22 protein-coding genes and 1 tRNA gene are annotated in these 23,733 nt (G+C 65.6%); 14 read left to right on the forward strand and 9 right to left on the reverse strand.

From position 1 onward, the window contains the following. Positions 1-4 precede the first annotated feature (4 nt). Both OJJ21_RS11105 and OJJ21_RS11110 read left to right on the forward strand, forming a co-directional pair. Positions 5-2,761 (forward strand): sensor histidine kinase KdpD, encoded by a 2,757-nt coding sequence (locus OJJ21_RS11105; RefSeq protein WP_297686163.1) that lies wholly within the window; start codon positions 5-7, stop codon positions 2,759-2,761. Then, entirely contained in the window at positions 2,754-3,443 is a 690-nt protein-coding gene (locus OJJ21_RS11110) for a response regulator (RefSeq protein ID WP_297686165.1), read from the forward strand. Before OJJ21_RS11105 ends, OJJ21_RS11110 begins: the two co-directional genes overlap by 8 nt. On the opposite strand, the gene OJJ21_RS11115 is transcribed toward OJJ21_RS11110, so the two are convergent. Then, entirely contained in the window at positions 3,422-3,994 is a 573-nt protein-coding gene (locus OJJ21_RS11115; RefSeq protein ID WP_297686167.1) for a hypothetical protein, read from the reverse strand. The two genes, OJJ21_RS11110 and OJJ21_RS11115, sit on opposite strands and share 22 nt — an antisense overlap. A gap of 14 nt (positions 3,995-4,008) precedes the next feature. Continuing rightward, positions 4,009-4,084: transfer RNA gene (locus tag OJJ21_RS11120), tRNA-Ala, on the reverse strand. A 390-nt stretch (positions 4,085-4,474) separates the two neighbouring features. On the opposite strand from OJJ21_RS11120, the gene OJJ21_RS11125 reads away from it, so the two are divergent. The 6 genes from OJJ21_RS11125 (at position 4,475) to OJJ21_RS11150 (ending at position 9,052) form a co-directional block, all read left to right on the forward strand. Beyond that, positions 4,475-4,753 carry a YggT family protein gene (locus OJJ21_RS11125; protein WP_297686169.1) on the forward strand — a complete coding sequence of 93 codons (279 nt, stop codon included), beginning with the start codon at positions 4,475-4,477 and terminating at the stop codon, positions 4,751-4,753. Continuing rightward, entirely contained in the window at positions 4,735-5,091 is a 357-nt protein-coding gene (locus tag OJJ21_RS11130; RefSeq protein WP_297686171.1) for a DUF167 family protein, read from the forward strand. The genes OJJ21_RS11125 and OJJ21_RS11130 overlap by 19 nt, the downstream gene beginning before the upstream one ends. 4 nt (positions 5,092-5,095) lie before the next feature. Next, a complete protein-coding gene (folD, locus tag OJJ21_RS11135; protein ID WP_297686173.1) occupies positions 5,096-5,980 on the forward strand; it encodes a bifunctional methylenetetrahydrofolate dehydrogenase/methenyltetrahydrofolate cyclohydrolase FolD in 885 nt (294 codons plus the stop codon). 85 nt (positions 5,981-6,065) lie between these two features. Then, a complete protein-coding gene (gene gcvA / locus OJJ21_RS11140; RefSeq protein WP_297686175.1) occupies positions 6,066-7,064 on the forward strand; it encodes a transcriptional regulator GcvA in 999 nt (332 codons plus the stop codon). A 63-nt stretch (positions 7,065-7,127) separates the two neighbouring features. Then, complete coding sequence (locus OJJ21_RS11145) at positions 7,128-8,030, forward strand: alpha/beta fold hydrolase (protein WP_297686177.1); 903 nt, start codon at positions 7,128-7,130, stop codon at positions 8,028-8,030. A 113-nt stretch (positions 8,031-8,143) separates the two neighbouring features. Beyond that, entirely contained in the window at positions 8,144-9,052 is a 909-nt protein-coding gene (locus OJJ21_RS11150) for an alpha/beta hydrolase (protein ID WP_297686179.1), read from the forward strand. Here the strand turns inward: OJJ21_RS11150 and OJJ21_RS11155 are convergent. The 5 genes from OJJ21_RS11155 to OJJ21_RS11175 form a co-directional block, all read right to left on the reverse strand. Further along, a complete protein-coding gene (locus OJJ21_RS11155) occupies positions 9,021-9,350 on the reverse strand; it encodes an SMR family transporter (RefSeq protein ID WP_297686181.1) in 330 nt (109 codons plus the stop codon). The genes OJJ21_RS11150 and OJJ21_RS11155 overlap by 32 nt on opposite strands. 59 nt (positions 9,351-9,409) lie before the next feature. Further along, positions 9,410-10,522 (reverse strand): hypothetical protein, encoded by a 1,113-nt coding sequence (locus OJJ21_RS11160; RefSeq protein ID WP_297686183.1) that lies wholly within the window; start codon positions 10,520-10,522, stop codon positions 9,410-9,412. A 186-nt stretch (positions 10,523-10,708) separates the two neighbouring features. Then, the gene (locus tag OJJ21_RS11165; protein WP_297686185.1) at positions 10,709-12,163 is read right to left on the reverse strand and encodes an efflux transporter outer membrane subunit; all 1,455 of its coding nucleotides are present in this window, start codon (positions 12,161-12,163) and stop codon (positions 10,709-10,711) included. Between the two features lie 3 nt (positions 12,164-12,166). Further along, the gene (locus OJJ21_RS11170; RefSeq protein ID WP_297686206.1) at positions 12,167-14,149 is read right to left on the reverse strand and encodes a MacB family efflux pump subunit; all 1,983 of its coding nucleotides are present in this window, start codon (positions 14,147-14,149) and stop codon (positions 12,167-12,169) included. A 14-nt stretch (positions 14,150-14,163) separates the two neighbouring features. Continuing rightward, on the reverse strand, positions 14,164-15,336 hold the full coding sequence (locus OJJ21_RS11175; protein WP_297686187.1) for an efflux RND transporter periplasmic adaptor subunit: 1,173 nt from the start codon (positions 15,334-15,336) through the stop codon (positions 14,164-14,166). 374 nt (positions 15,337-15,710) lie between these two features. Here OJJ21_RS11175 and OJJ21_RS11180 point away from each other — a divergent pair, with 374 nt between their 5' ends. The 5 genes from OJJ21_RS11180 to OJJ21_RS11200 all read left to right on the forward strand — a co-directional run bounded on the left by OJJ21_RS11180 (position 15,711) and on the right by OJJ21_RS11200 (position 21,613). After that, entirely contained in the window at positions 15,711-17,933 is a 2,223-nt protein-coding gene (locus OJJ21_RS11180) for a TonB-dependent siderophore receptor (RefSeq protein WP_297686189.1), read from the forward strand. Positions 17,934-18,042: 109 nt separating this feature from the next. After that, complete coding sequence (locus tag OJJ21_RS11185; protein WP_297686191.1) at positions 18,043-18,726, forward strand: Fe2+-dependent dioxygenase; 684 nt, start codon at positions 18,043-18,045, stop codon at positions 18,724-18,726. A 16-nt stretch (positions 18,727-18,742) separates the two neighbouring features. Next, positions 18,743-20,062, forward strand: a complete 1,320-nt coding sequence (locus tag OJJ21_RS11190; protein WP_297686193.1) for a PepSY-associated TM helix domain-containing protein — start codon at positions 18,743-18,745, stop codon at positions 20,060-20,062. Between the two features lie 77 nt (positions 20,063-20,139). Next, the gene (locus tag OJJ21_RS11195; RefSeq protein WP_297686195.1) at positions 20,140-20,706 is read left to right on the forward strand and encodes a hypothetical protein; all 567 of its coding nucleotides are present in this window, start codon (positions 20,140-20,142) and stop codon (positions 20,704-20,706) included. Between the two features lies 1 nt (position 20,707). Further along, positions 20,708-21,613, forward strand: a complete 906-nt coding sequence (locus OJJ21_RS11200) for an RNA polymerase sigma-70 factor (RefSeq protein ID WP_297686197.1) — start codon at positions 20,708-20,710, stop codon at positions 21,611-21,613. A 3-nt stretch (positions 21,614-21,616) separates the two neighbouring features. Here the strand turns inward: OJJ21_RS11200 and OJJ21_RS11205 are convergent, their stop codons facing one another. Beyond that, positions 21,617-21,847 (reverse strand): hypothetical protein, encoded by a 231-nt coding sequence (locus OJJ21_RS11205; RefSeq protein ID WP_297686199.1) that lies wholly within the window; start codon positions 21,845-21,847, stop codon positions 21,617-21,619. A 213-nt stretch (positions 21,848-22,060) separates the two neighbouring features. Further along, the gene (locus OJJ21_RS11210; RefSeq protein WP_297686201.1) at positions 22,061-23,275 is read right to left on the reverse strand and encodes an argininosuccinate synthase; all 1,215 of its coding nucleotides are present in this window, start codon (positions 23,273-23,275) and stop codon (positions 22,061-22,063) included. Between the two features lie 209 nt (positions 23,276-23,484). On the opposite strand from OJJ21_RS11210, the gene OJJ21_RS11215 reads away from it, so the two are divergent. Then, positions 23,485-23,733: SDR family NAD(P)-dependent oxidoreductase (locus OJJ21_RS11215; RefSeq protein WP_297686203.1), on the forward strand; the 249-nt coding region annotated here is incomplete at its 3' end.

The raw sequence follows: 23,733 nt of genomic DNA on the forward strand, positions 1-23,733 counted from the left end.
CTGCATGGCCGACGACCGTTCGGATAGCGATAACAGACCCTCGCCGGAAGCCTTGCTGCAGACGGCCGCGCAGGAAAAGCGCGGCCGTCTGAACGTATTCCTGGGCGCGGCGCCTGGCGTGGGCAAAACCTACGCCATGCTTGAGGCCGCCCATGTTCGCCAGCGCGAGGGCGTCGATGTCGTGATTGGCGTGGTGGAAACCCATGGCCGGCAGGAGACCGCGCTGCTGATGCGCGGCCTGGAACAGCTGCCGCAACGACGCGTGGCCTATCGCGACCGCGTGTTCAACGAGCTCGATGTCGACGAGGTGCTGAAGCGCCGGCCGCAGCTGGTGCTGGTCGACGAGCTGGCCCATACCAATGTGCCGGGCAGCCGGCATGAGAAGCGCTATCAGGATATCGAGGAAATCCGCGCCGCCGGCATCGATGTCTATACCGCGCTGAACATCCAGCATCTGGAAAGCCTGAACGACGTGGTGGCGCAGATCACCCGCGTGAAGGTGCGCGAAACCGTGCCCGATTCCGTGCTGGCGCAGGCCGACAGCATCGAGGTGATCGACCTGCCGCCCGAAGATCTGATCAAGCGGCTGAAGGAGGGTAAGGTCTATGTGCCCGACCAGGCCGCCAGGGCGGTGCACCACTTCTTCGCGCCAGGCAACCTGACCGCGCTGCGCGAACTGGCGCTGCGCAAGGCGGCCGACCAGGTCGACAGCCAGATGCTGTCCTACATGCAGTCGCATGCGATTGCCGGGCCGTGGCCGACGCGGGACCGCATCATGGCCTGCATCAGTCCGAGTCCGCTGATGCCGCGCCTGGTGCGCACGGCGCGCCGCATCGCCGAACGGCGCCGCGCGCCATGGATCGCACTGTATATCGAGACGCCGGCGCATGACCGCCTTTCGGACGCGGAGAAGACGCAGATCAACCGGGCGCTGACGCTGGCCGAGGAATTCGGTGCCGAGGTTGTCACCGTGGCCAGCGGCAACGTGCCGATGGAAATCATCCGCCAGGCGCGCCAGCGCAATGTCACCGAGATCGTGGTGGCACGCAGCCATCGCAGCCGATTGGTCAACCGCCTGCGCGGCACGCTGACCGACCGGCTGGTCGAGCTGGGCGACGGCATCAACATCCATGTCATCACTGGATCACCCGAGGCCGAATCCTGGCTCGGTGTGATGCGGGCGCGGCTGTCCAGCATGAGTTTCGGCGGGCTGGTGCCGGCCTCGGCGATCTCGCTGGTGGCAGTGGGCATGATCAAGGCCGCCGAACCGTGGCTGCCGCCCTCCAGCGTGCCGCTGCTGATTCTGGTTGCCGTCTTGTTCAGTTCGTTGCGCTATGGCTATGCGGCGGCGGTGCTGAGTTCGATGCTGACGGTGCTGGGTTACAATTTCCTGTTCCTGCCGCCGCTCTACACCTTCACCATCGCGAATCCCGAGAATATCTATACCTTCTTCGTCTTTCTCGCGGTGGCGCTGATCACCAGCAACCTCACGGCGCGTATTCGCGCGCAGGCGGAAGCCGCCCGCATACGCGAATCCCGCACCGCCTCGCTTTACGATTTCAGCCGCATGGTGACCGGCGCGGCTGCCGAGGACGATATTCTCTGGGCCGTGGTCCATCACGTTGCCTCCATTACAAAGGCGCAGTCGCTGGTGCTGATGCCCGACCAGATGACCGGGCATGGGGGCCGCCTGACGGTGCGCGCGGCCTATCCGCCGGAAGACGAGATCGACGACAAGGCCAAGATCGCGGCCGAATGGGCCTGGGACAGGGGCGAGCAGGCGGGCCGGGGCACCGGCACGCTGCCGTCGTCGGACTGGCTGTTTCTCCCCTTGCGCACCGCCGAAAGGAAGCTGGGCGCATTGGGGATTCGTTTCCCCGACGACCGGCCGGCACTGGGTCCGGACGAGCGGCGCCTGCTGGATGCCCTGGCCGGACAGGCGGCACTGGCCATCGAACGCAGCCTGCTCAACCGCGATGTCGAGGAAGCCCGCGTTTCGGCCGAGACCGAGAAGCTGCGGTCGGCGCTGCTGTCCTCGATCAGCCACGACCTGCGCACACCGCTGGCCTCCATCATCGGCGGCGTGTCCAGCCTGATGAATTTCGACAGCCGGCTCGATGCACAGGGGCGCAGCGAACTTTTGCAGACGGTGCGCGACGAGGCCGAGCGGCTCAATCGCTTCGTCGGCAACCTGCTCGACATGACGCGGATCGAGGCCGGCGCGATGCAGCCCAAGCTCGACTGGGTCGATCCGGAGGAACTGGTTGCCACGGCCGTGAAACGGGCCGGCCCGCTGACCCACGGGCATGACATCCGGATCGAGATCGCCCCCGCGATGCCGCTGCTGCGCGTCGACTACATCCTGATCGAGCAGGTGCTGATCAACCTGCTGGACAACGCGGCGAAATACTCGCCCAAAGGCAGCCCGGTCGATCTCCGCCTGCGGCGGGAGCGCGATCGCGTTGTGCTGACGGTCACCGATGCCGGCTCGGGCATTCCGGCCGGCGAGCTGGAGCAGGTCTTCGACATGTTCTATCGCGTGAAGGCCGGCGACCGGCAGGTGGCGGGCACCGGGCTGGGCCTGTCGATCTGCCGCAGCATCCTGCAGGCCCATGGCGGCGACATCCGCGCCGAAAGCCCGGTGGCCGATGGCCAAATGGGCGGCCCGGGGACGCGGATGATCGTCACCCTGCCGATTGAAGACCAGCCGGCCTTGCCCGGTGAAGACAAGGCGGCGGAAGAGCAGATGCCCCATGGCTGACGGTGCGAAGATACTGGTGATCGACGACGAGCCGCAGATCAGACGGTATCTGCGGGTCAGTCTGGAGGCGCATGATTTCAGGATCGTGGAGGCTGCCGGCGGGCAGGAGGGGTTGCGGCTGGCGGCGCTGGAGAAGCCCGATCTGATCGTGCTCGACCTCGGCCTGCCGGATATGGATGGCCAGGCGGTGATCGCGCGCCTGCGCGAATGGACGGCTGTCCCCGTTGTGGTTCTGTCGGTGCGGGCCGACGAGACCGACAAAATCGCCGCGCTCGATGCCGGCGCCGACGATTATGTCACCAAACCCTTCGGCACCGGCGAGCTGCTGGCCCGCATCCGCGCGGCCTTGCGCCATACGGTCGGCGCCAGCAGCGGCCTTGCGATTTTTGCCACCGGCGATCTGAAGGTCGACCTCGAAAAGCGGCAGGTGAGCCTGAAAGGCGAGCCGGTGAAGCTCTCGCCCAGGGAATACGATCTGCTCAGGCTGCTGGTGCAGCATGCCGGCAAGGTGCTGACGCACCAGTTCATCCTGCGCCAGGTCTGGGGCCCGGCGCATGAGAGCGATGTGCAGTATCTGCGGGTGTTCGCGCGCCAGCTGCGCCAGAAGATCGAGACCGATGCGGCGCGGCCGAAGCTGCTGCTGACCGAGCCGGGCGTGGGTTACCGGCTGGCGATGGAGTGAAGGAAGGCTTCGGCATCCGCGCGGCTGGTCAGGCGGATGAAGGCGATCCGTGCATGGGTGGGATCGGTCATCAGTGCCGCGATGCTGCGGCGGTTCCCGGCAAAGGTTTTGATCGTCCACCAGAGGATCGAGTCACGGCTGAAGAAGGTCTGGCGGAAGGACTCGCGGTTGCCGGTGCCGGGCCATAGTTCCTGTCTGCGCCATGCCCGCTGCAAGGCACGCATCACCGCCTGGGTGAAGGTGACGGCAAAGGGATAGTCGAGCCAGATCACGGCATCGACGCTCGCCCATTTGACCGGGATGCTGCGCGAATAGTTGCCGTCGAGTACCCAGCGCGGCCCGTCCAGTGCGGCGGTCAGGTCGGCGAGGAAATCCGCTTCCGGTGCCTGCTGCCAGCCCGGCCGCCAGAACAGCCGGTCCATCTCGATATGCGGCGCCTGCAGAATTTCGGCCAGCCGGCGGCTGAAGGTCGATTTGCCGGAGCCGCTGGTGCCGACCACGTTGACGCGCCTGAGGCTGCGCAGGGTTTCGGCGGAGAGGGCATGATCCATGGCTTGCGGAAAATTGGTGGAGCCGAGGGGAATCGAACCCCTGACCTCCTCATTGCGAACGAGGCGCTCTCCCATCTGAGCTACGGCCCCAAGCCGGTGCGCCGGCCGTCAGAAGAGGGACCTCGCAAGGGTCCGGGCCGGGCGGCCAAGCAAGTAGCAAACGGGCCCGGCTTTGTCCACCGCCCTGATCGCCTAAATGGGTCCGGATCGGGGGCGCGCCGACCCGGCAGCCAGCCGTCGCCCGGCCGGCGGCCAGGGCGCCGGGCGGGCACCGGGCGGGCGGCATTTCCGAGGCATTTTCAGGGGTTTTTGTGCCGGCCGGCCGGGAGTTTGCCGGGCTCGGGTTGCGTTTCGCCGGGCCTGCCTTTATCACTCCTGCACAGTTGCCGGCCTGCCCCTGTCCCGGGCCGGCCGGTGCCGCCAGCAGCCGCGTTTCCCGGTGCCTGACCCCGGGGCCGGCTGCGCATCCCGGAGGCCGGAGTGCAGTCGCTGATCATCCTCGTCGATATGGTGCTGAACCTTTACATGTGGGTGCTGATCGCCTCGGCGATCCTGAGCTGGCTTGTCGCCTTCAACGTGATCAACACGCGCAACCGCGTGGTCTATGCGATCGGCGATTTCCTCTATCGCATCACCGAGCCGGTGCTGCGGCCGATCCGCCGCTTCCTGCCCAGTTTCGGCGGCATCGACCTGTCGCCGGTGGTGCTGATCCTGCTGCTGATCTTCCTGCGCAACCTGCTGTGGGAATACGCGGTCTGAGCGAGGCTGCGCCTCTGCCCTGGCGGCTGACCGCCGAGGGTCTTCGCCTCGCCGTGCGGCTGACCCCGAAAGCCGGCCGCGACGGCATCGACGGGCTCAAGGCCACCGCCGGCGGCGGTGTCGAGATCGCCGCCCGGGTCACCGCCGTGCCCGAGAAGGGCCGCGCCAATGACGCGCTGCTGCGCCTGCTGGCCAAACAGCTGAAACTGCCGGCCGGGCGACTCAGCGTGGTGGCCGGCGAGACCGACCGGCATAAACAGATTCTGATCGATGGCGAGGCGGCGGCGCTGGACGCGGCGCTGCGGCCCTGGCTCGCCACCCTGGCACTGAAGGAGTGACCCGATGACGGCAACCCGGATCGACGGCAAGGCGGTGGCGGCAGACCTGCGCGCCGAGGTGGCGGCGAAGGTGGCGCGGTTCCAGCGGCGTACAGGGCGACTTCCGGGATTGACGGTCGTGCTGGTCGGCGACGATCCGGCCAGCGAGGTCTATGTGCGCAACAAGGGCATCCAGACCCGCGAGGCGGGCATGATCTCCAACGAGATCAAGCTGGAAGGCAATACCAGCCAGGCCGAGCTGCTGCAGATCGTCGCCGCGCTGAATGCCGATCCCACCGTCGACGGCATCCTGGTGCAGATGCCGCTGCCCAGGCAGATCGACACCCAGGCAATCATCGAGGCGATCGATCCGGCGAAAGACGTCGACGGCCTGCATCCGGTCAATGCCGGCAAGCTCAACCAGGGCATCGCGGCGCTGACGCCCTGCACGCCGCTCGGCTGCATGATCCTGCTGGAGCGTGCCGGCGTGGCTGTCGCCGGCGCCAGTGCGGTGGTGATCGGCCGTTCGATCCTGGTCGGCCGCCCGGTCGCGGCCTTGCTGCTGGCCGCCCATGCCACGGTGACCATCGCGCATTCCCGCAGCAAGGATCTTCCGGCAATCTGCAGACAGGCCGATATCGTCATCGCCGCGGTGGGCAAGCCGGAGCTGGTGCGCGGCGACTGGATCAAGCCGGGCGCCGCGGTGATCGATGTCGGCATCAACCGCGTGCCCAAGGACGACGGCAAAACCAGACTGGTCGGCGATGTGCATTTCGCTTCGGCGGCCGAAGTGGCCGGGGTGATCACCCCGGTGCCCGGCGGCGTCGGCCCGATGACCATCGCCTGCCTGTTGCAGAACACGCTGACGGCGGCCTGCAGCCGCGAAAAGATCGACCCGAAGGGGCTGTGACGCCTGCCGCTGAGGCAGCCGGTTTCCGCTTGTCTGACGTTACGTCACGGCTTCCCATCCGGCTGAATCGTCCTAATCTGGCGGTATGTCGAAACGACTGCCGCCGCTGCTTGCCCTGGAAGCCTTCGACGCCGCCGCGCGAAGCCTGAGTTTCAAGGCGGCCGCCGCCGAACTCAATCTGACGCCCTCGGCGATCAGCCATCGCGTCAAGCAGCTGGAGCAACATCTCGGCCTGGCGCTGTTCCGCCGGCTCAACCGCGAGATCCGCCTCACCGAGGCCGGCCAGGATTATTACGGCACCGTGCGCCGCGCCTTCGACCAGGTGGCGCAGGTCAGCCTGCGTGTCGGCCGCGCGCCGCAGGTCGAGGAATTGCGGCTCTCGGCCGTGCCGCATTTCGCCGCCGGCTGGATCATTCCGCATCTGGAGGAATTCCTGAACCGCCGGCCGGGCCTGCGCGTCTATGTCGAATCCAGCATCCGCAATGCCGATTTCGCCCGCGATGCGGTGGATGCCGCGGTGCGCTACGGCGATGGCAACTGGCCCGGCCTGGCGATCACCAGGCTGACCGATCTTGCAGTCGCCCCGGTCTGCACCCCGGCGATGCTGAAGCGTCTGCGCAAGCCGGCCGATCTGCGCGAGGTCACGCTGATCCATTTCAGCCAGTTCCCGCACAGCTGGAGCGAATGGCTGGCGGCCGCCGGCCTGCCGGCCTTCCGTCCCGGCCGCGAGGTTTTCGTCGACAGCGTGACGCAGGCGATCGATGCGGCCGAGAACGGGCTGGGCATCGCGCTGGGCATCGCGCCGCTGATCGGCCCGCGGCTGGCCTCGGGACGGCTGGTGATGCCGTTCGGGCCGCTGCTGCCGCTGCAGCACGGCTACTGGCTGGCCTGCCGCAAGGCCGAAGCCAACAAGCCGGCGATCCAGGCGCTGCGGCTCTGGCTGCTCGACCTGATGCAGCGCGCCGAGGTCTCGATGAAACCGTATCGGCCGAAGCGGCTGGCGAAAGCAGCGGCGGCCCGAAAGTCCGCGGCGAAAAAGCCGGTCGCCGGAAAACGCCGCGCGCCGCAGCGTCAGGTGAGCTGAATTCACCCGAAACCGCCGGCCTTTGCGTTTGTCGGCATCGCCCCGGTTTCCTAGAGTCGCGCCATGAGCGACACAGCTTTCGTTTCCGAACCGGTCAATATCTCCTGCAGCGACGGCCAGCAGCTGGCCGCCACCCTGTATCTGCCGCAGCAGTCCAACGGACTCTCGCTGCAGATCAATGCCGCCACCGGCGTGCCGCGCGGCTATTACAATGCCTTTGCCGGCTATCAGGCCGCGCGCGGCTTCACCGTGCTGACCTTCGATTATCGCGGCATCGGCGGTTCGCAGCAGAGCGCCGGCGCCCCGAAGGGCATTCCGGCGCCGCGCATGCTCGACTGGGGCATGCAGGATGTGCCAGCCGCCGCCGCCTTTCTCGCGCAGCGCTTCCCGGCGCTGACGCCGACGCTGCTGGGCCATTCCTTCGGCGGCCAGGTGCTCGGCCTGATGCCGCAGGCCGATGCTTTCGCCGCCATCGTCACCGTCGCCTCGCAGCATGGCTACTGGCGCAACTGGCCGCGCTCGCATCAGGCCAAGCTGTTTTTCGCCTGGTACATGCTGGTGCCGGTGCTGCTGGCGGTGCGGGCAAAGGCGCCGTCGCGCCTGTTCGGCGGCGAACCGCTGCCGCGCGGCGTGCTGGCCGACTGGTCGCGCTGGTGCCGCTCGCCGCATTATGTCTGCGACGAGCGCGGCGCGCCGCTGCGGCCCTATAATGAGCGTGTGCGGGCGCCGATCCGCATGATCAGTTTCAGCGACGATGACGATTTCGGTCCGCGCAAAGGTGTCGACCGGCTGGCGGAGTATTATCCGCAGGCGCAGATCGAGCGGCTGCATGTGATGCCGGCCGACTGGGGGCTGCAGCGGATCGGTCATTTCGGTTTTTTCAAACGCGAGATGCCGGCCGAGCGCTGGGCCGAGATCGGCGACTGGCTGAGCAGAACGGCGGCGGCGCGACAGCAGGCGGCCTGAATCCGCATTGCGGCCGACTGACATCAAGCGAATCGCAGTGCCGCAGCGGCATGCCGGCGAAGTAATCCCTTTGCATTATTGAGGCAGTGAATCCGGGTTGGTAGCCCGCTGGTATGGCACATTCGCAGATTCGATTTACCTCCGTTTCGATTCCCACGTCCGACGGCCAGCGCCTGGCCGGCACCCTGGTCGAGCCGCTGCACTCCAATGGCGTGAGCGTGCAGATCAATGCCGCCACCGGTGTGGCGCGACGCTATTACGAAACCTTCGCCGGATTTCTCGGCACGCGCGGTTTCACCGTGCTGAGCTTCGACTATCGCGGCATCGGCGGCTCGCTGCGCAGCCCGGCGGCGGCGGAACCGCGCATGCTGGACTGGGGCCGGCGCGACATCCCCGCCGCAGCCGATTTCCTGGCCGCCCGCACGCCGGGCCTGCGTCGTGCCATGGTGTGCCATTCCTTCGGCGGCCAGATGCTGGGCCTGATGCCGCAGGCCGGCGAGATCGCCGCCGTGCTGGCGATCGCCGCGCAGAACGGCTACTGGCGGCATTTTTCGCTGCCGCACCAGCTGCGGCTGCTGCTGTCGTGGTATGTCGCCTTTCCGCTGGTGGTCGGGCTGATCGACCGGATTCCGGGCTGGTGGCTGGGCGGCCAGCCCCTGCCGGGTGCGGTGGCGCGCGACTGGCGGCGCTGGTGCTGCACGCCGCATTACCTGGTCGATGACGATGGCTATCCGCTGCGCCCGCATAATCATGCGGTGCGGGCGAAGCTGCGGCTGGTCAGCTTTGCCGACGATCATGATTTCGGCCCGAAGAAGGGCGTCGATGCGCTGATGGCCTTCTATCCGAATGCCGAGATCGAGCGGCTGCATGTGGCGCCGGCCGACTGGGGCCTGCAGCGTATCGGCCATTTCGGCTTCTTCAAGCGCGACATGCCGCTGCCAGTATGGGGCGCCCAGGCCGACTGGCTGCTGCAGGCGGCGCAGACGCCATTCAATGCCCGGCGGTCTTCGAGAACAGGTTGATCACCGCGACGCCGGCGATGATCAGGCCGCAGCCGAGCAGGGCGGCGGCATCCAGCTTCTCGCCATAGACGATCCAGCCGATGGCAGCGATCAGCACGATGCCGATGCCGGACCAGATCGCATAGGTGATGCCGACCGGTATGCTGCGCAGCGCCAGCGACAGGCAGTAAAAAGCAATGCCGTAACCGACCACGGTGCCGATGCTGGGCCAGACCTTCGTGAATTCGGCCGAGGCCTTCAGCAGGCTGGTGGCGATCACCTCGGCGAAGATGGCGATGCCGAGATAGAGATAGGCCATGGCGACTCCTGCACGTGACGATGCGGCATGGACTATAGCATCGTCACGTCACAGAAGTGCTATTCGGCGGCTTCGGCCAGTTCGTTGATCAGTGCCGGATTGCTGACCTTGCCTTTCGGCACCGTCGACTCCCGATAGGGAATCCAGGGCAGGTTCTGCAAGCCGTCGAAGTCATCTTCCGCCCGTTTCAGGCGGGCGCAGGTCGTCATGATAGTGCTTTCAGTCCGCCGCAGGAAATGGTTGATGATGTCGATGGGATTCCGGGGCGCTCCGCTGGGCCAGGTCTCGCTGCTGCCGGCGATCGCGGCCAGGAACGCATCCTGCACATCGGCGGGATCGGTGTAGCCGAGTTCCCTGGCCAGTTCGAAACCGTCGGTTTTGCCGGCGAACCAAGCGGCGCTCAGGTCAAGATCGCCGCCTTCCCAGCCGAATTCATTCTTCAGGCGGTTCTTGACGGAGTCGAAGCACATCTGCACGCGAATGGCATAATCGCGTATTTCATCCCGCGTGCGTGAATCGGGATCGGACGACAGTTCCGCCAGTTTCTTCTTCAGGTCGAGGAACAGCTTGCCGACATTTTCGAGAATTTCGTCGACCGTCTTTGCCGCGAAAACCTTGTCGACGAGCTTTTCATTGTAGATATGCCCGCTGTGTTTCCACTCTGGTATATCGGCGGCAATATCCCTTCTATAAGTGCCCTGCGGCCCGTAGTTCTTCTCCAGCTCGTCCAGGCGGGATTGTGTCCGTGCCAGCGAATTGTCCAGACGCTTGATATAGCCGGTCAGCTGATCACGCAGCGCCATGTTCTCGTCGTCGAACGGGATGGTCGCCAGCTTTTCGGTCAGGTCGTTACGGGTCTTTTGATATTTCTCGATCTCGGCGACCATGTCGCCTTTCAGGCCGGCATAGGCATTCAGCGTGTCCTGTCGCGCTTCGATGGTGCCGGTGCGGGTCTCTCTTGAACGGGCAATCGAGTCGAGCGGGGGCTTGCCAAAATCGGCATTCTGGAAGGACCCGATCTGCCCTTCCTTCAGCGGTGGCGGGCCGGGCGGCGGCAGCTCGAAGGTATAGCCCAGGATGCCCGACACCTGCTCCGGACTGCGGTATGTCTTCCACTCTTCCTTCGAATGGGTGATGAGGGTTTTGCCCCAAATGATTTCCGTCGTGGGCATGCCGCCCTCCTGCTCACTCTGCTTCTGCGCAGTAGAAGTTGCAGGCGTCATGCCAGCGGGTTGTGCGGGTTAGCTATCCGGTAAGAGGTTGAATCGGTTGCGCGACGATAACGCCGTATGCACGCCGATACCGGCAGAATCTGCCGCGGCGGAAGTTTCTTCCCGACAGGTATGGTGAATAAGAGGTTAGTTTGTCTGTGCAGTCGGCCCGAGCACGCTGCCGTCCCAGCCGCCGCCGAGCGCCTTGTACAGGCTGACATTGGCGCTGTAGCGGCTCAGTGCCGCCTGCACCACCGTGTCGTTGGCCGAGAAGAGCGAGCGCTGCGCATCCAGCAGGTCGAGGAAGCCGACGGTGCCGGCACGGTAGCGCGCCTCGACGATACGGTAGGCGTCGTTGGCCTGTTCGTAGGCTTCCGAGGCGAAGCCATACTGCCGGCCGGTATTCACCGTGGCGCCCAGCGCATCCTCGGTATCGCGGAAGGCGCTCAGGATGGAGGCGCGATAGGTTTCCACCAGTTCGTCCTTCTGGGCGCGCGACAGTTCCTCGCCGCCTTCCAGCCGGCCGCCCTGGAAGATCGGCGCGGTGAGCGAGGCGGCAATCGAATAGATCATGGTGCCGGGATCGAACAGCGTGCTGCTGGTCGAGGTCTGCGTGCCGATGCGGCCGGTCAGGTCGAGGCTGGGGAAGCGCGCGGCGCGGGCGGCGCCGACATCGAAATTGGCGGCGCGCAGGTCGGCCTCGGCCTTGCGGATATCGGGCCGGCGCAGCAGCAGTTCGGATGGCAATCCTGCCGTGACCGGCGGCAGGACCAGCACGGCGAGCGTATCGCCCTGCACGACGAAACCCTGCGGCGGCCGGCCGAGCAGCACGGCAAGGGCGTCCAGCGTGGTGCGCTCGGTCTGCTGCAGGCTGGCGACGGTGGCGCGCTGGGTGGCGACATTGCTGCGCTGCTGCGCCACTTCGTAATCGGTGATCACGCCGTTGGTGCGCTGGGTTTCCAGCAGGTCGAGGATGCCCTGCGCGGCGGCCAGCGTTTCGTTGGCGAGCCGGATGCGGTCGCGCAGCGACAGCAGCTGGAAATAGGTGCTGGCGATATCGGCATAGAGCGTGATCGCCACGGTCTCGCGGTTGTAGCGGCTGGATTCCAGCCGGGTCAGCGCCGCGTCGGCGGTGGCGGCGTTGCCACCGAAGAGATCGACCTGGTAGCCGGCGGTGAGGTCGCCGCTGAAGCTGTTGCGGACCGTATGGTCGCTGCGGCTGCTGCTGGTCGACGTGGTGCCGGTCGTGCTGCTGGTGGTCTGGCGACCCTGGCGCGTGCGGCTGGCACCGCCATCGGCGCCCAGCGTGGGATAGAGATCGGCACCGGAGATCTTCGCCTGCGCCTCGGCCTGGCGGATGCGGGCGACGGCGACGCGCAGGTCGGTGTTGTTGGCCTGCGCCTCGGCGATCAGGCGGTTCAGCTCGGTGCTGCCGAAGCCGGTCCACCATTGCGTGTCGGGCCACAGATCGGCGGCATCCTGGCGACTGTCCCAGGCCTTCGGCGTTTCCACCGCCGGCTTGAAATAGTCGGGCACCATCGAACAGGCGCCAAGAGAAAGGGCAACCACCGCGGTGGCGGTGAGGCGGAGAGGGGAGCGCATGGATTATTCCGCGGCGAGGGCGACAACGGGATCGAGATCGGCGGCCTTGCGCGCCGGCAGGTAGCCGAACAGCAGGCCGGTGGCGAAGGCGCAGAAAAAGGCGAGCAGCACCGGTTCGGGCGAGAAGATCACCGGCCGGCCGAACCAGGCGAACAGCCAGGTGACGCCGAGGCCTAATGCTACGCCGATCAGGCCGCCGAGCGTGCAGATCGCCAGCGCCTCGGAATTGAACTGCATCATGATGTTGAGGCGGCGCGCGCCGGTGGCCATGCGCACGCCGATCTCGCGCGTGCGCTCGGTGACGCTGACCAGCATGATATTCATCACGCCGATGCCGCCGACCAAGAGCGAGATGGCGGCGATAGAGCCCAGCAGGATGGTGAGCGTGTTCTGGGTTTCCATGGCGGTTTCGATGATGGAGGCCATGTTGCGGATCTGGAAATCCTCGGCACGATGGCGCGCCATCAGAAGCTGCCGGATATTCTCCTGCGTGTCATTGATCTGCTTCACGTCCTGTACCTGGACTGTGATGGTGCGCACATAGCGCTGGCCGAAAAGCCGCAGCATGCCGGTGGAGAGCGGCACGTAGATGATGTCGTCCTGGTCGGCGCCCCAGGGCGTGGCACCCTTGGGACTCATGATGCCGATGACCTGGAAGGGAATGTTGTTGAGCAGCACGTAGCGGCCGATCGGGTCGGTGCCCTCGAACAGGTTGTTGACCACGGTCTGGCCGATCACCGCCACCGGCAGATAGGATTTCACATCGCTTTCGGAGAAGAAGATGCCCTCGGCCACCGGCCATTCGCGCGCCACCGGGAAGGGCGCGGTGGTGGCGTTGACCTGGGTGACATAGTCGCGGCTGCCGGTGCGCACGGTGACATTGCCGGTATATTCCGGCACGGAAGCCAGGATGTTGTGCACCTCGGCGGCGATGGCGTCGGCGTCGTCCGCCGTCAGTGTCGCGGTGACGCCGCCGGATTGCCGGATATTCGGCGCGCCGGGGCGGATCAGCAGCAGGTTGGTGCCCATGGCGGTGATGCGGTCGAGCACCGACTGCTTGGCACCATCGCCGATCGCCAGCATCGCCACCACCGAGGCGACGCCGATGATGATGCCGAGGAGGGTGAGCAGGGTACGCAGCAGGTTGCTGTGCAGCGCCTGCAGCGCCATGCGGCCAGCCTCCAGGACGTCGAACAGGGCAAAGCCGGCCATGCGGTTGCGTTCGGGACGTTTCGGGGCGGCCTGCGGCGGCGTCCCATCGGCATGCTGCACCGGCTGGTCGGCGATGATGTTGCCGTCCTTCAGCTCGATGATGCGGTTGGCCTGGGCAGCAACCTCGTGGTCGTGCGTGATCAGCAGGATGGTGTGGCCCTGCGCATTCAGGTCGTGCAGCAGGCGCATCACCTCGGCGCCGCTTTTGCTGTCCAGCGCGCCGGTCGGTTCGTCGGCCAGAATCACGGCGCCGCCATTCATCAGCGCGCGGGCAATCGAAACGCGCTGCTGCTGGCCGCCCGAGAGCTGCGTCGGCCGGTGATCGAGGCGATCGGCGAGGCCGAGCTGGCCCAGCAGGGCCTCGGCGCGCTGGCGGCGCCGGCCGCGCGGCAGGCCGGCATAGATCGCCGGCATTTCCACATTGGCCGTGGCGCTTTCGCTCGGCAGCAGGTTGTACTGCTGGAAGATGAAGCCGAAAGCCTCGCGCCGCAGCAATGCACGGCCATCGGCCTCCAGCGCCGAAACTTCATCGCCGTCGAAGCGGTAGCTGCCGCTGGTCGGCCGGTCGAGCAGGCCGATCAGGTTCATCAGCGTCGATTTTCCAGAACCCGATGCGCCCATGATGGCGACAAATTCGCCGGCATGAATGTCGAGCGAGATGCCATGCAGCACTTCGACGGCCAGCGCGCCGCGGTAGAAGGTCTTGCGGATGTCGCGCAGGGCGATGATCGGCGCCGGATCCGCCGCCGCTGTCGTCTCTCTGCCGGGGAGCATCACGTTCATGGGGTTTACAGCCGCGGCGGCGGGCCGGACCGCTGCTGGCCACTGCCGGACGGCAGTTTGACGCTGGCCGCATCGATCACCACGTCCTCGCCGACGGCGAGGCCGGTGCTGACGGCGGCATTGACGCGGTTGCTGGCGGCCACCTCGACGATGCGGCGCACCGGTGCGCCATTCTCGATCACCCGCAGGGCATATTTATTCTTGCCCAGAGCTTGTCCTGAAGTCTGCGGCAGTGCGCGCAGCGCCGCCATCGGCACCACCGGCAGATTCTCGGCCTTCGACACCACGAAGAACACCTGCGCGCTCATCTGGGTCAGCAGATCCTTATCGGGATTGGCGACATCGAACAGCGCCGAATACAGCACCACATTGTTGACCACTTCCGGCGTCGGCAGGATCTGGCGCAGCTTGCCCTCGCGGCGCTTGTCGGGCTGGCCCAGCGTGGTGAAATAGGCGTTCATGCCCAGTGTCAGTTTCGGCACATCGGCTTCCGATACCTGGGTCTTCACCGTCATGGTGTCGAGATCGGCGATGCGCAGGATGATTGGCGCCTGCTGGTTGGCATTCAGCGTCTGGCCCTGCTTGGCGGTGATATCCACCACCGTGCCGGTCATCGGCGCATAGATTTTGGTATAGCTCAGATTGGCCTGATCGGAGCGCAGCGTCGACTCGCCCTGCTGGATCTGGGCGTCCAGCACGGCGATCTGCGCCTGCAGCGACTTGCGGCTGGCCTCGGCACTGTCATAGGCATCCTGGCTGGTGGCGCGGCCGGCCAGCAGGTTCTTCTGCCGTTCGAACTGCCGCTCGGCCAGGCCGAGCTGCACCTGCTTGTCGGTCTTCTGCGCGCGCAGCGCCAGCAGGTTGGCCTGGTCTGCGGCGACACGGGCCTCGTAGATGGTGGGATCGATCAGCGCCAGCAGCTGGCCCTGCTCAACGCGCTGGCCGTAATCGACGGCGATCACCTTGAGCTGGCCGGAGACCTGCGTGCCGACATCGACATAGGTCAGCGGCTGCAGGGTGCCGACGGCGGAGACGGTGTCTTCCACCTGGCCGAGCGCCACGGTCTGGGTGCGAAATGCCGGTTTGGTATCGGCGCGCGCCGACCACAGCCACCAGGCGCCGCCGGCCAGCAGGGCGACGACAATCGTAGAGGTCAGGATGAGGGGGATGCGTTTCATGATCTGGGTTTATGGGCCGCTTTTCGACTCAAACGGAAGCGGCCTGTGAATCCTGCGGTATGCCGGTGCGCGCGATGGCGATTCTGCTTTCAATATGGTGCCTGTTGCCGGGAAGCCACTGTGCCGGAAATAAGTTTGCAAATGAGTTGCAAACGCGGCTCGACCGATGCTAAGTGATCCGCGTCCGGCGGGCAAAAGTCCCGACACGGACAAATTGGGGGGAGGCAGGCCTTCTGGCCATAATCCCTGTATAACATATTGCTTCGGCTCGGACTTTTCCGGGCCCCGGCGCATGACCAAGCCAGCCTTATCCGGCCCTGTGCAGCAGGATCGGGGCGCCAGCCAGGTTCCCACCCTTTCTTCCAAGGTGAACCATGGCTATCTCCGACATTTCTATTGCGAATCCCGCACCGACCCCCGCTCCGCCCACGGTGGGCCGCCTGCGGCTTGGCCGCGTCAATCCGCGCATCCTCGGGGCCGCCTCGGCGGTTGCCCTGGGTGCCGTCACCCTGCCGGCCGCCGCCCAGGAGACCAAGCCGGCCCAGCTGCCGGCCATCTCGGTTGAAGGCCAGAAGCCGGCCGAACAGCCGCAGGGCTACAAGGTCGAGGAATCCGCCTCGCCGAAATTCACCGCGCCGCTGCTCGATACGCCGAAATCCGTCACCATCATTCCGCAGGAGCTGATTCAGGAGCGCGGCGCCACCTCGATGAGCGAAGTGCTGCGCACCACGCCGGGCATCAGCCTCGGCGCCGGCGAAGGCGGCACCGCGATCGGCGATCGCGCCTTCATCCGGGGCTTCGATGCGCTGGCCAGCACCTATATCGACGGCCTGCGCGACACCGGCGCCCAGTCGCGCGATCCGTTCAATCTTGAACAGGTGGAAATCACCAAGGGTACCAACGGTACTTTTGTCGGTCGCGGTTCGACCGGCGGCACGATCAACCTGGTGAGCAAGACGGCCAAGGCCGAAGACTTCAATGCCGGCAGCGTTACGCTCGGTACCGACATGACCAAGCGCATGACGGTCGACATCAATCGCGTGATCGACGGCAATATCGGCATCCGCCTGAATGCCATGGCGCAGGATTCCGAAGTGGCCGGCCGTGACGAGGTCGAGGCCACCAAATACGGCTTCGCGCCGACGGTCACCCTGGGCATGAACAAGCCCACGCGCGTGATCCTCAGCTATTACCATTATCAGCTCGACGACATCCCGGATTACGGCCACCCCTTCGACCCCACCACCGGCAAGCCGGTCAATGTGGATCGTGACAACTTCTACGGCCTGACCAGTCGCGACTTCCGCGAAACCTATTATGACGGTGTAACGGCGCGGGTCGAACATGATCTGACCGATGCCATCACCGTCAGCAACACCACCCGCTATGTCTACGCGGAAAACAAATACATCGTTACCAAGCCGAACCTGTCCACGGCACAGCTTGCGGCCGGCACGGTCGCGCGCGAAAGCCGCAGCCGCAATGCCGACACCGAAACCATCGTCAACCAGACCGATATGAAGTCCGAGTTCGAGGCCGGTGGCTTCAAGCACAATGCCATTGCCGGGATCGAGCTGTCGCGCGAACAGAATGCCAATCGCGGTTACGCCCTCGATCCGGCCACCGTCACCGGCAGCAGCCTGTACAATCCCAATCCTTCCGACCCCTATACCGGCACGATCGGGCCATCTTCCAGCTTCGCCGATACGCGGGTGGATACCCAGGCGATCTATGTGCTCGACACCATCGCGCTGGCGCCGCAATGGGACCTCAACCTCGGCCTGCGCTTCGAAAACTACGACACCCGTTCGGTCGGTGCCAACACCACTGGCGCCTTCGATTTCGGGCGTCGCGACACCTTCCTGAACTACCAGACCGGCCTCGTCTACAAGCCGGCCTCCAACGGCAGCATCTACGCGGTCTATAGCACGTCGTCCAATCCGTCGGGCGGCAGCGCCGGCGAGGGCGGCGACGAAAGCAGCCTGTCGGCCACCAATGACAGCCTGAAGCCGGAAGAGAATGTCACTTACGAGCTGGGTACCAAGTGGGATGTCCTGGACCGGAAGCTGTCGCTGACCGCGGCGGTCTTCCGCACGGAGAAGGAGAATGCCCGCGTCTCCGGCATCAACAACACGGCGGAAAACCTGCCGGTCGGCGAGCAGCGGGTGGATGGCTTCGAAGTCGGCGCCAGCGGCAACCTGACCGAGCAGTGGAAACTGTTTGCCGGCTATACGTTCCTGAAGAGCAAGATCGTCGACGACGGTCCCAACGCCAGCAACGACGGCAACAAGTTCCCGAACGTTGCGCCGCATAACCTCAGCCTGTGGACCACCTACGACCTGACCAAGGAATGGATGGTCGGTGCGGGTGCGGTCTGGATGGCGGAGCGCTTCGCCAATGCCGCCAATACCTACCAGTTGCCGAGCTACTGGCGGTTCGACGCCATGGCTGCCTACAAGATCACCCCGAGCGTCGATCTGCAGCTCAACGTCATGAACATCTTCGACGAGACGATCTACGACTCCACGCATAACGGCCAGTTCGCGCCTGTCGCCCCGGGGCGGGTGGCGCTGCTGACCACCAACTTCAAGTTCTGAGTCCGAGTACCGCGTAAAAATCGCGCAGGAAACGCGCGCCCCGCCCGTGGATAAGACGGGCGGGGCATTTCCGTCTTTATCGTAACGGCGTTCGAGGGGGAATCCGGCCATGATGCTGCGCATACCGGAGGTGCTGAGCAAACAGCAGGTTGCCCACTGCCGGCAGGTCATGGATGCGGCGCAGTGGATCGACGGCAATGCCACATCGGGGCATCAGTCGGCCCTGGTCAAAAATAACATGCAACTGCCCGAAACGAGCGTGGAGGGGCGCCAGCTCGGCGACCTTGTCCTCGATGCGCTGGAACGCAGCGCGGTCTTCATTTCAGCGGCGCTGCCGCTCAAGGTGTTTCCGCCGCTGTTCAACCGCTATGCCGGTGGGCAGGCCTTCGGCATACATGTCGACAATGCGATCCGGCCGCTGGCGGGCAGCGATTTCCGTATCCGCACCGATCTGTCCTGTACGCTGTTTCTGGCCGAGCCCGACGAATATGACGGCGGAGAGCTGATCGTCGAGGATACCTATGGCGCGCATCGCGCCAAACTGCCGGCCGGCGATCTGGTGCTGTATCCCTCCACCAGCCTGCACCGGGTGACGCCGGTGACGCGCGGAGCGCGCGTCGCCTCCTTCTTCTGGCTGCAGAGCATGGTGCGTGACGATGGCCAACGCACCATGCTGTTCCAGCTCGACACCTCCATCCAGCAGCTTGCTGCCCGGCTCGGCAACGATGATCCGCAGGTGGTGCAGCTGACCGGCCTTTATCACAACCTGCTGCGGCGCTGGGCCGACAGCTAGTCAGGAACTGAATGTCATGGCAGGCAAACCGAAAACCGTGCGCTACTGGCTGCAGCAGCTGCATCTCTGGGTCGGACTGATCCTGCTGCTGCCGCTGGTGATGATGGGCATCACCGGCGCCGTGCTGGTCTATGCCCACGATATCGAGCATCTGCTGGGTCAGGGCGGCCCGCAGGTCACCACGCCCGGCGAATGGCGCAAACCCAGCGAGCTCATCGAGGCGGCCAGGGCTGCCAATGCCGAGCCGGGCCGCATGCCGATCGCGGTGCGCTGGCCGACCGAAATCGGCGAGCCGGCCGCCGTGCGCCTGTCGCGCCCCGGCATGGCCGGCGAACGGTCGCAGATACGTGGCGGACAACAGGCTGGCCAGCAGGGCGCGCAGCCGGCGGCCGGTCAGGCCCAGGGCGCGGTGCCGGCAGTCAGTCCCTTTGCCGGCAGTCTGCAGATCCTGGTCGATCCGGTGTCGCTGCAGGTGCTGGACACCCAGCAGGCGATGACCGGCTGGGTGCGGTTCTTCCACGACCTGCACGGCCATGTCTTCATCAGCGGCGGGCTGGGCCGCGAAATCGTCGGCTGGCTCGGCGTCGCCATGCTGGTGCTGGGCACCAGCGGCCTGATCATCTGGTGGCCGCGTCCCGGCCAGTGGAAGGGGGGGCAGTGGAAAAGCGCTTTCACCATCCGCAGGGGCGCCAAGGGCCTGCGGCTGCATCGCGACCTGCACGGCGCGGTCGGTATCTGGACTCTGCTGCTGTTCCTGCTGGTGAATGTCACCGGTGTCTATATCGCTTTCCCGCAGCAGGTCGGCGCGGCCATTAACGCTGTCTGGCCCGGCCGCGACATGCGGGCGGCGATGTTCCAGGCCCGCGTCGAGCGGCCGCAGCCGGGGCAGACCGCGATTGCGCTGGATGACGCGCTGGCACTGGTGCAGGCACGGCTGCCCGATGCCCGCTTCCTCAATGCCTTCCTGCCGAGCCGGCCGGACCAGGCCCTGCGCATTGGCATGATCCGGCCCGGCCATGAGGAGGGCGCGCCGGTGATCACCGTGCTGGTCGATCCCTGGCGCCACAGCGTGATCGATGTCTTCGATCCGCAAGCCTTTTCCACCGGCGAGACGATCATCGCCTGGCAGCGCGCGCTGCATTACGGCACCGGCCTGGGCGGGGTCTACAAATTCCTGGTCTTCCTGTCTGGCGTGATCATCCCGATCTTCGGCGTGACCGGCTTTTTCATGTGGTGGATCAAACGCCGCAACCGCCGCGCCACCGAACTGGCCAAACAGGCCGTTCTGCGGCAGGCTGTGGGGGCTCGGGCCCCGGAGACACGGGCGGCGGAATAATCCACACAGGTCGCCCGGCTGTCACAGCCGGGGCGTCCGCGCCGTCTAAGGGGTATCTGACAGGAAAGGATACCCCCATGACCGATCTGGTTGCCCGCCCGCATTCGCCGTCTTCCTCCAATACCGGCATTGCCCTGCAGCAGGTTGCCGCCAGCGAGGCCGTTCTGGGCGTGCGCCTGGACTACATGCGCGAGATGGCCGAACTGGGCTCGCCGGTGCTGGCGCGGATGCAGGCGCTGACCGCGCTGAACCGGGATACGCTGCCCGCCAGCGCGCTGGCGGGCGACATCCGTGCCTTTGCCACGCTGGGCGCCATCATGCAGGACGACTGCGGCGAATGCGTGCAGATCCATATCAACCTCGACCGTGCCGCCGGCATCGACGCCGCCCTGCTGCAGGCCGCACTCGACCGTCGCATTGACGACCTGCCGGCCGATCTGGCGCTGGCCTGGCGCTTCGGCCAGGCCGTGGCGGCAAACGATCCGGCCATGGATGAACTGCGCCAACAGCTGGAACAGGCGCATGGCCGCGCGGCGATCATCGATCTCGGTTTCTCGATGGCGGTGGCACGCTTCTATCCCACGGTGAAGCGCGCCATGGGCTATGCGCAGAGCTGCAGCTTGGTACGGGTGAAGGCGGCCTGACGTGACCGCGCCAGCCGACGATATGCTGATCGAAAGCTTCGAGCCGCATCGCCGCCGCCTGTTCGGCCTGAGCTACCGCATGCTGGGCAGTGTCGGCGATGCCGAGGATGCGGTGCAGGATGCCTGGCTACGCTGGTATCGCGCCGATCGCGCCGCGATCCTCAACCCGGAAGCCTGGCTGGTGACAGCCTGTACGCGAATCTGCATCGACCGCCTGCGCGCCGCCAAGCTGGAGCGCGAAAGCTATCCCGGCATCTGGCTGCCCGAACCGCTGGTCGAACTGGACGTCAGCATCCCGAGCGCGGAAGTCGCCACCGAGATGGCCGACGACCTGTCGATGGCGCTGCTGGTGGTGATGGAACGCCTGACGCCGGCCGAACGCGCCGCCTATCTGCTGCGCGAGGCGTTTGATTACGACTATCCGCAGATCGCCGTGGCGCTGAAGAAATCCGAAGCCGCCTGCCGCCAGCTGGTCAGCCGGGCGCAGAAGCATCTGAAAGATGCGCGTCCGCGGTTTGAAGCCGATGAGGCGGCGGCGCGCACACTGGCCGAGAAGTTTTCCAAGGCCACGCGCGCCGGCGATGCGTCCCTGTTCGCCGGCCTGCTGGCCGAGGACGCCATGCTGTGGTCGGATGGCGGCGGCAAGGCGAGCGCGGCGCTCAACATTATTCATGGACCGGACAAGGTCGCCCGCTTCTTCGTCGGCATCGGGCGCAAGCTGCCGCCGGCGGTGCGGCGTGTCGATGCGCGCATCAACGGCCAGCCCGGCTGGCTGCTCTTCGATGGCGATATGCCCTATCTGGCGCTGGCGCTGGATATCGTGGAAGGGGTTGTGCGCAACGTCTTTATCATGCGCAATCCCGACAAACTGGCGCGGCTCGTGGTCTACAGCCACGCGGCGCGCTAGAGGTCAGACGTAGATATCGACGTAGCGGCCGAGCTTCGAATGCACCGCGCGCAGCACGGCGGCAAAGGACGACGGGCGACGCGGTGCCTTCTTCGGCAGCCGGGCCGGCTGCTGCGGGCCCTCCAGGCGGCTGAGTGCCCGCTGCCACAGGCGTTCTTCCATATAGCGTTCGGTCGCCCGGGTGGTGCGGCGATAGGCGGTGACCGGGGTGACGCGCGTGATGGTCGTCATCATGGCAAGTCTCCTGTCTTCTACGGGAGCAGGCCGGCGATGGGCCCGGCGCTGCGGCCCTGTTCAAGGGTCGTGCCATGGAAAAGTAGAAGGAATCCCGGGGCTTGGGTTGCGACCAGTCTGTGGCCGTCCGTGACAAGATCACGACCGGCCACGAAAAAGGCGGGCTGAAAAGCCCGCCTTTCCGGCAAATCATGTGCAAGCGAGGCTTGGCCGTCAGCCCTTCTGGCGATTGAGCAGGCGCAGGCGCAGCGCATTCAGCTTGATGAAGCCGGCGGCGTCCTTCTGGTCGTACACGGAATCGGCCTCGAAGGTGACGTGCGACAGCGAGTAGAGCGACTTGGGCGACTTGCGGCCGACCACGTTGACCGACCCTTTGTAGAGTTTCAGCCGCACGGTGCCCTCGACGTTTTCCTGGCTCCGGTCGATCAGGGCCTGCAGCATCTCGCGCTCGGGCGAGAACCAGAAGCCGTTATAGATCAGCTCGGCATAGCGCGGCATGATCTCGTCCTTCAGATGCGCCGCGCCGCGATCCAGCGTCACCTGCTCGATGCCGCGATGCGCCATATGCAGGATGGTGCCGCCCGGCGTTTCGTAGATGCCGCGACTCTTCATGCCGACGAAACGGTTTTCCAGCAGATCGAGACGCCCGATGCCATGCTTGCCGCCGAGCTCGTTCAGCTTGGTCAGCAGCGCGGCCGGCGACAGCGCCTGGCCGTTCACGGCAACCGCATCGCCCTTCTTGAACTCAACCTCGACATATTCCGGCTGGTCCGGCGCCTTCTCGGGGTCGACGGTGCGCGAATAGACGAAGTCCGGCGCTTCCACCCACGGATCTTCCAGCACTTTGCCTTCGGCCGAGATATGCAGCAGGTTGGCGTCCACTGAGAATGGCGCTTCGCCGCGCTTGTCCTTGGCGATCGGAATCTGGTGTTTCTCGGCGAAGTCGATCAGCGCGGTGCGCGAATTCAGGTCCCATTCGCGCCACGGCGCGATCACCTTGATGTCGGGCTTCAGTGCGTAATAGCCGAGTTCGAAACGCACCTGGTCGTTGCCCTTGCCGGTGGCGCCATGACAGACCGCGTCGGCGCCGACTTCGCGGGCGATCTCGATCTGGCGCTTGGCGATCAGCGGCCGCGCGATCGAGGTGCCAAGCAGGTAGAGGCCCTCATACATCGCATTGGCGCGGAACATCGGGAAGACGAAGTCGCGGACGAATTCCTCGCGGACGTCCTCGATGAAGATCTCCTTGATGCCGAGCATCTCGGCCTTCTTGCGGGCCGGCTCGAGTTCTTCGCCCTGGCCGAGGTCGGCGGTGAAGGTCACGACTTCGGCGTTGAGTTCCGTCTGAAGCCATTTCAGGATGATCGAAGTGTCGAGCCCGCCCGAATAGGCGAGGACGACCTTCTTCACGTCTTTATGCGATGCCATGATGAAAGTCCGTTCGTGAGCGTTGAGCCGCATCGACCAGGGCCCTTGGTTTGCGGCACTTTTAGCGAGATTATCGCGCCGCGCAAGGGGAAGAGACCATGGTCCGCGACGGGCCGGCGAAAAGCCGGGCGAGGCCCTTGGCGTTTGACCCGCACTGCAACAGGCCCCATATCACCAGTCTTGGACTGTAAACGAAGAGGGACATCGACATGCAACATCCAGCAATCGCCAGCGGCAAGGTGGCCGTCGTCACCGGCGCCGCTTCCGGGATCGGGCTTGCCGCTGCCAAGGCCTTCGCCAGAAGCGGCATGTGCGTCGTGCTCGCGGATCTCGGCGGAGACAGACTTGCCGACGCTTGCCGGCAGGTCGCCGCGCTCTCCGCGCATCCCGACACCGATGTCGTGGCCATCGAGACGGATGTCGGCAAGATCGACGAGCTGGAGGCGCTCGAACGCGCG

Origin of the sequence: Ferrovibrio sp. (genome assembly GCF_025869515.1) — a bacterium.
Lineage (GTDB): Bacteria > Pseudomonadota > Alphaproteobacteria > Ferrovibrionales > Ferrovibrionaceae > Ferrovibrio.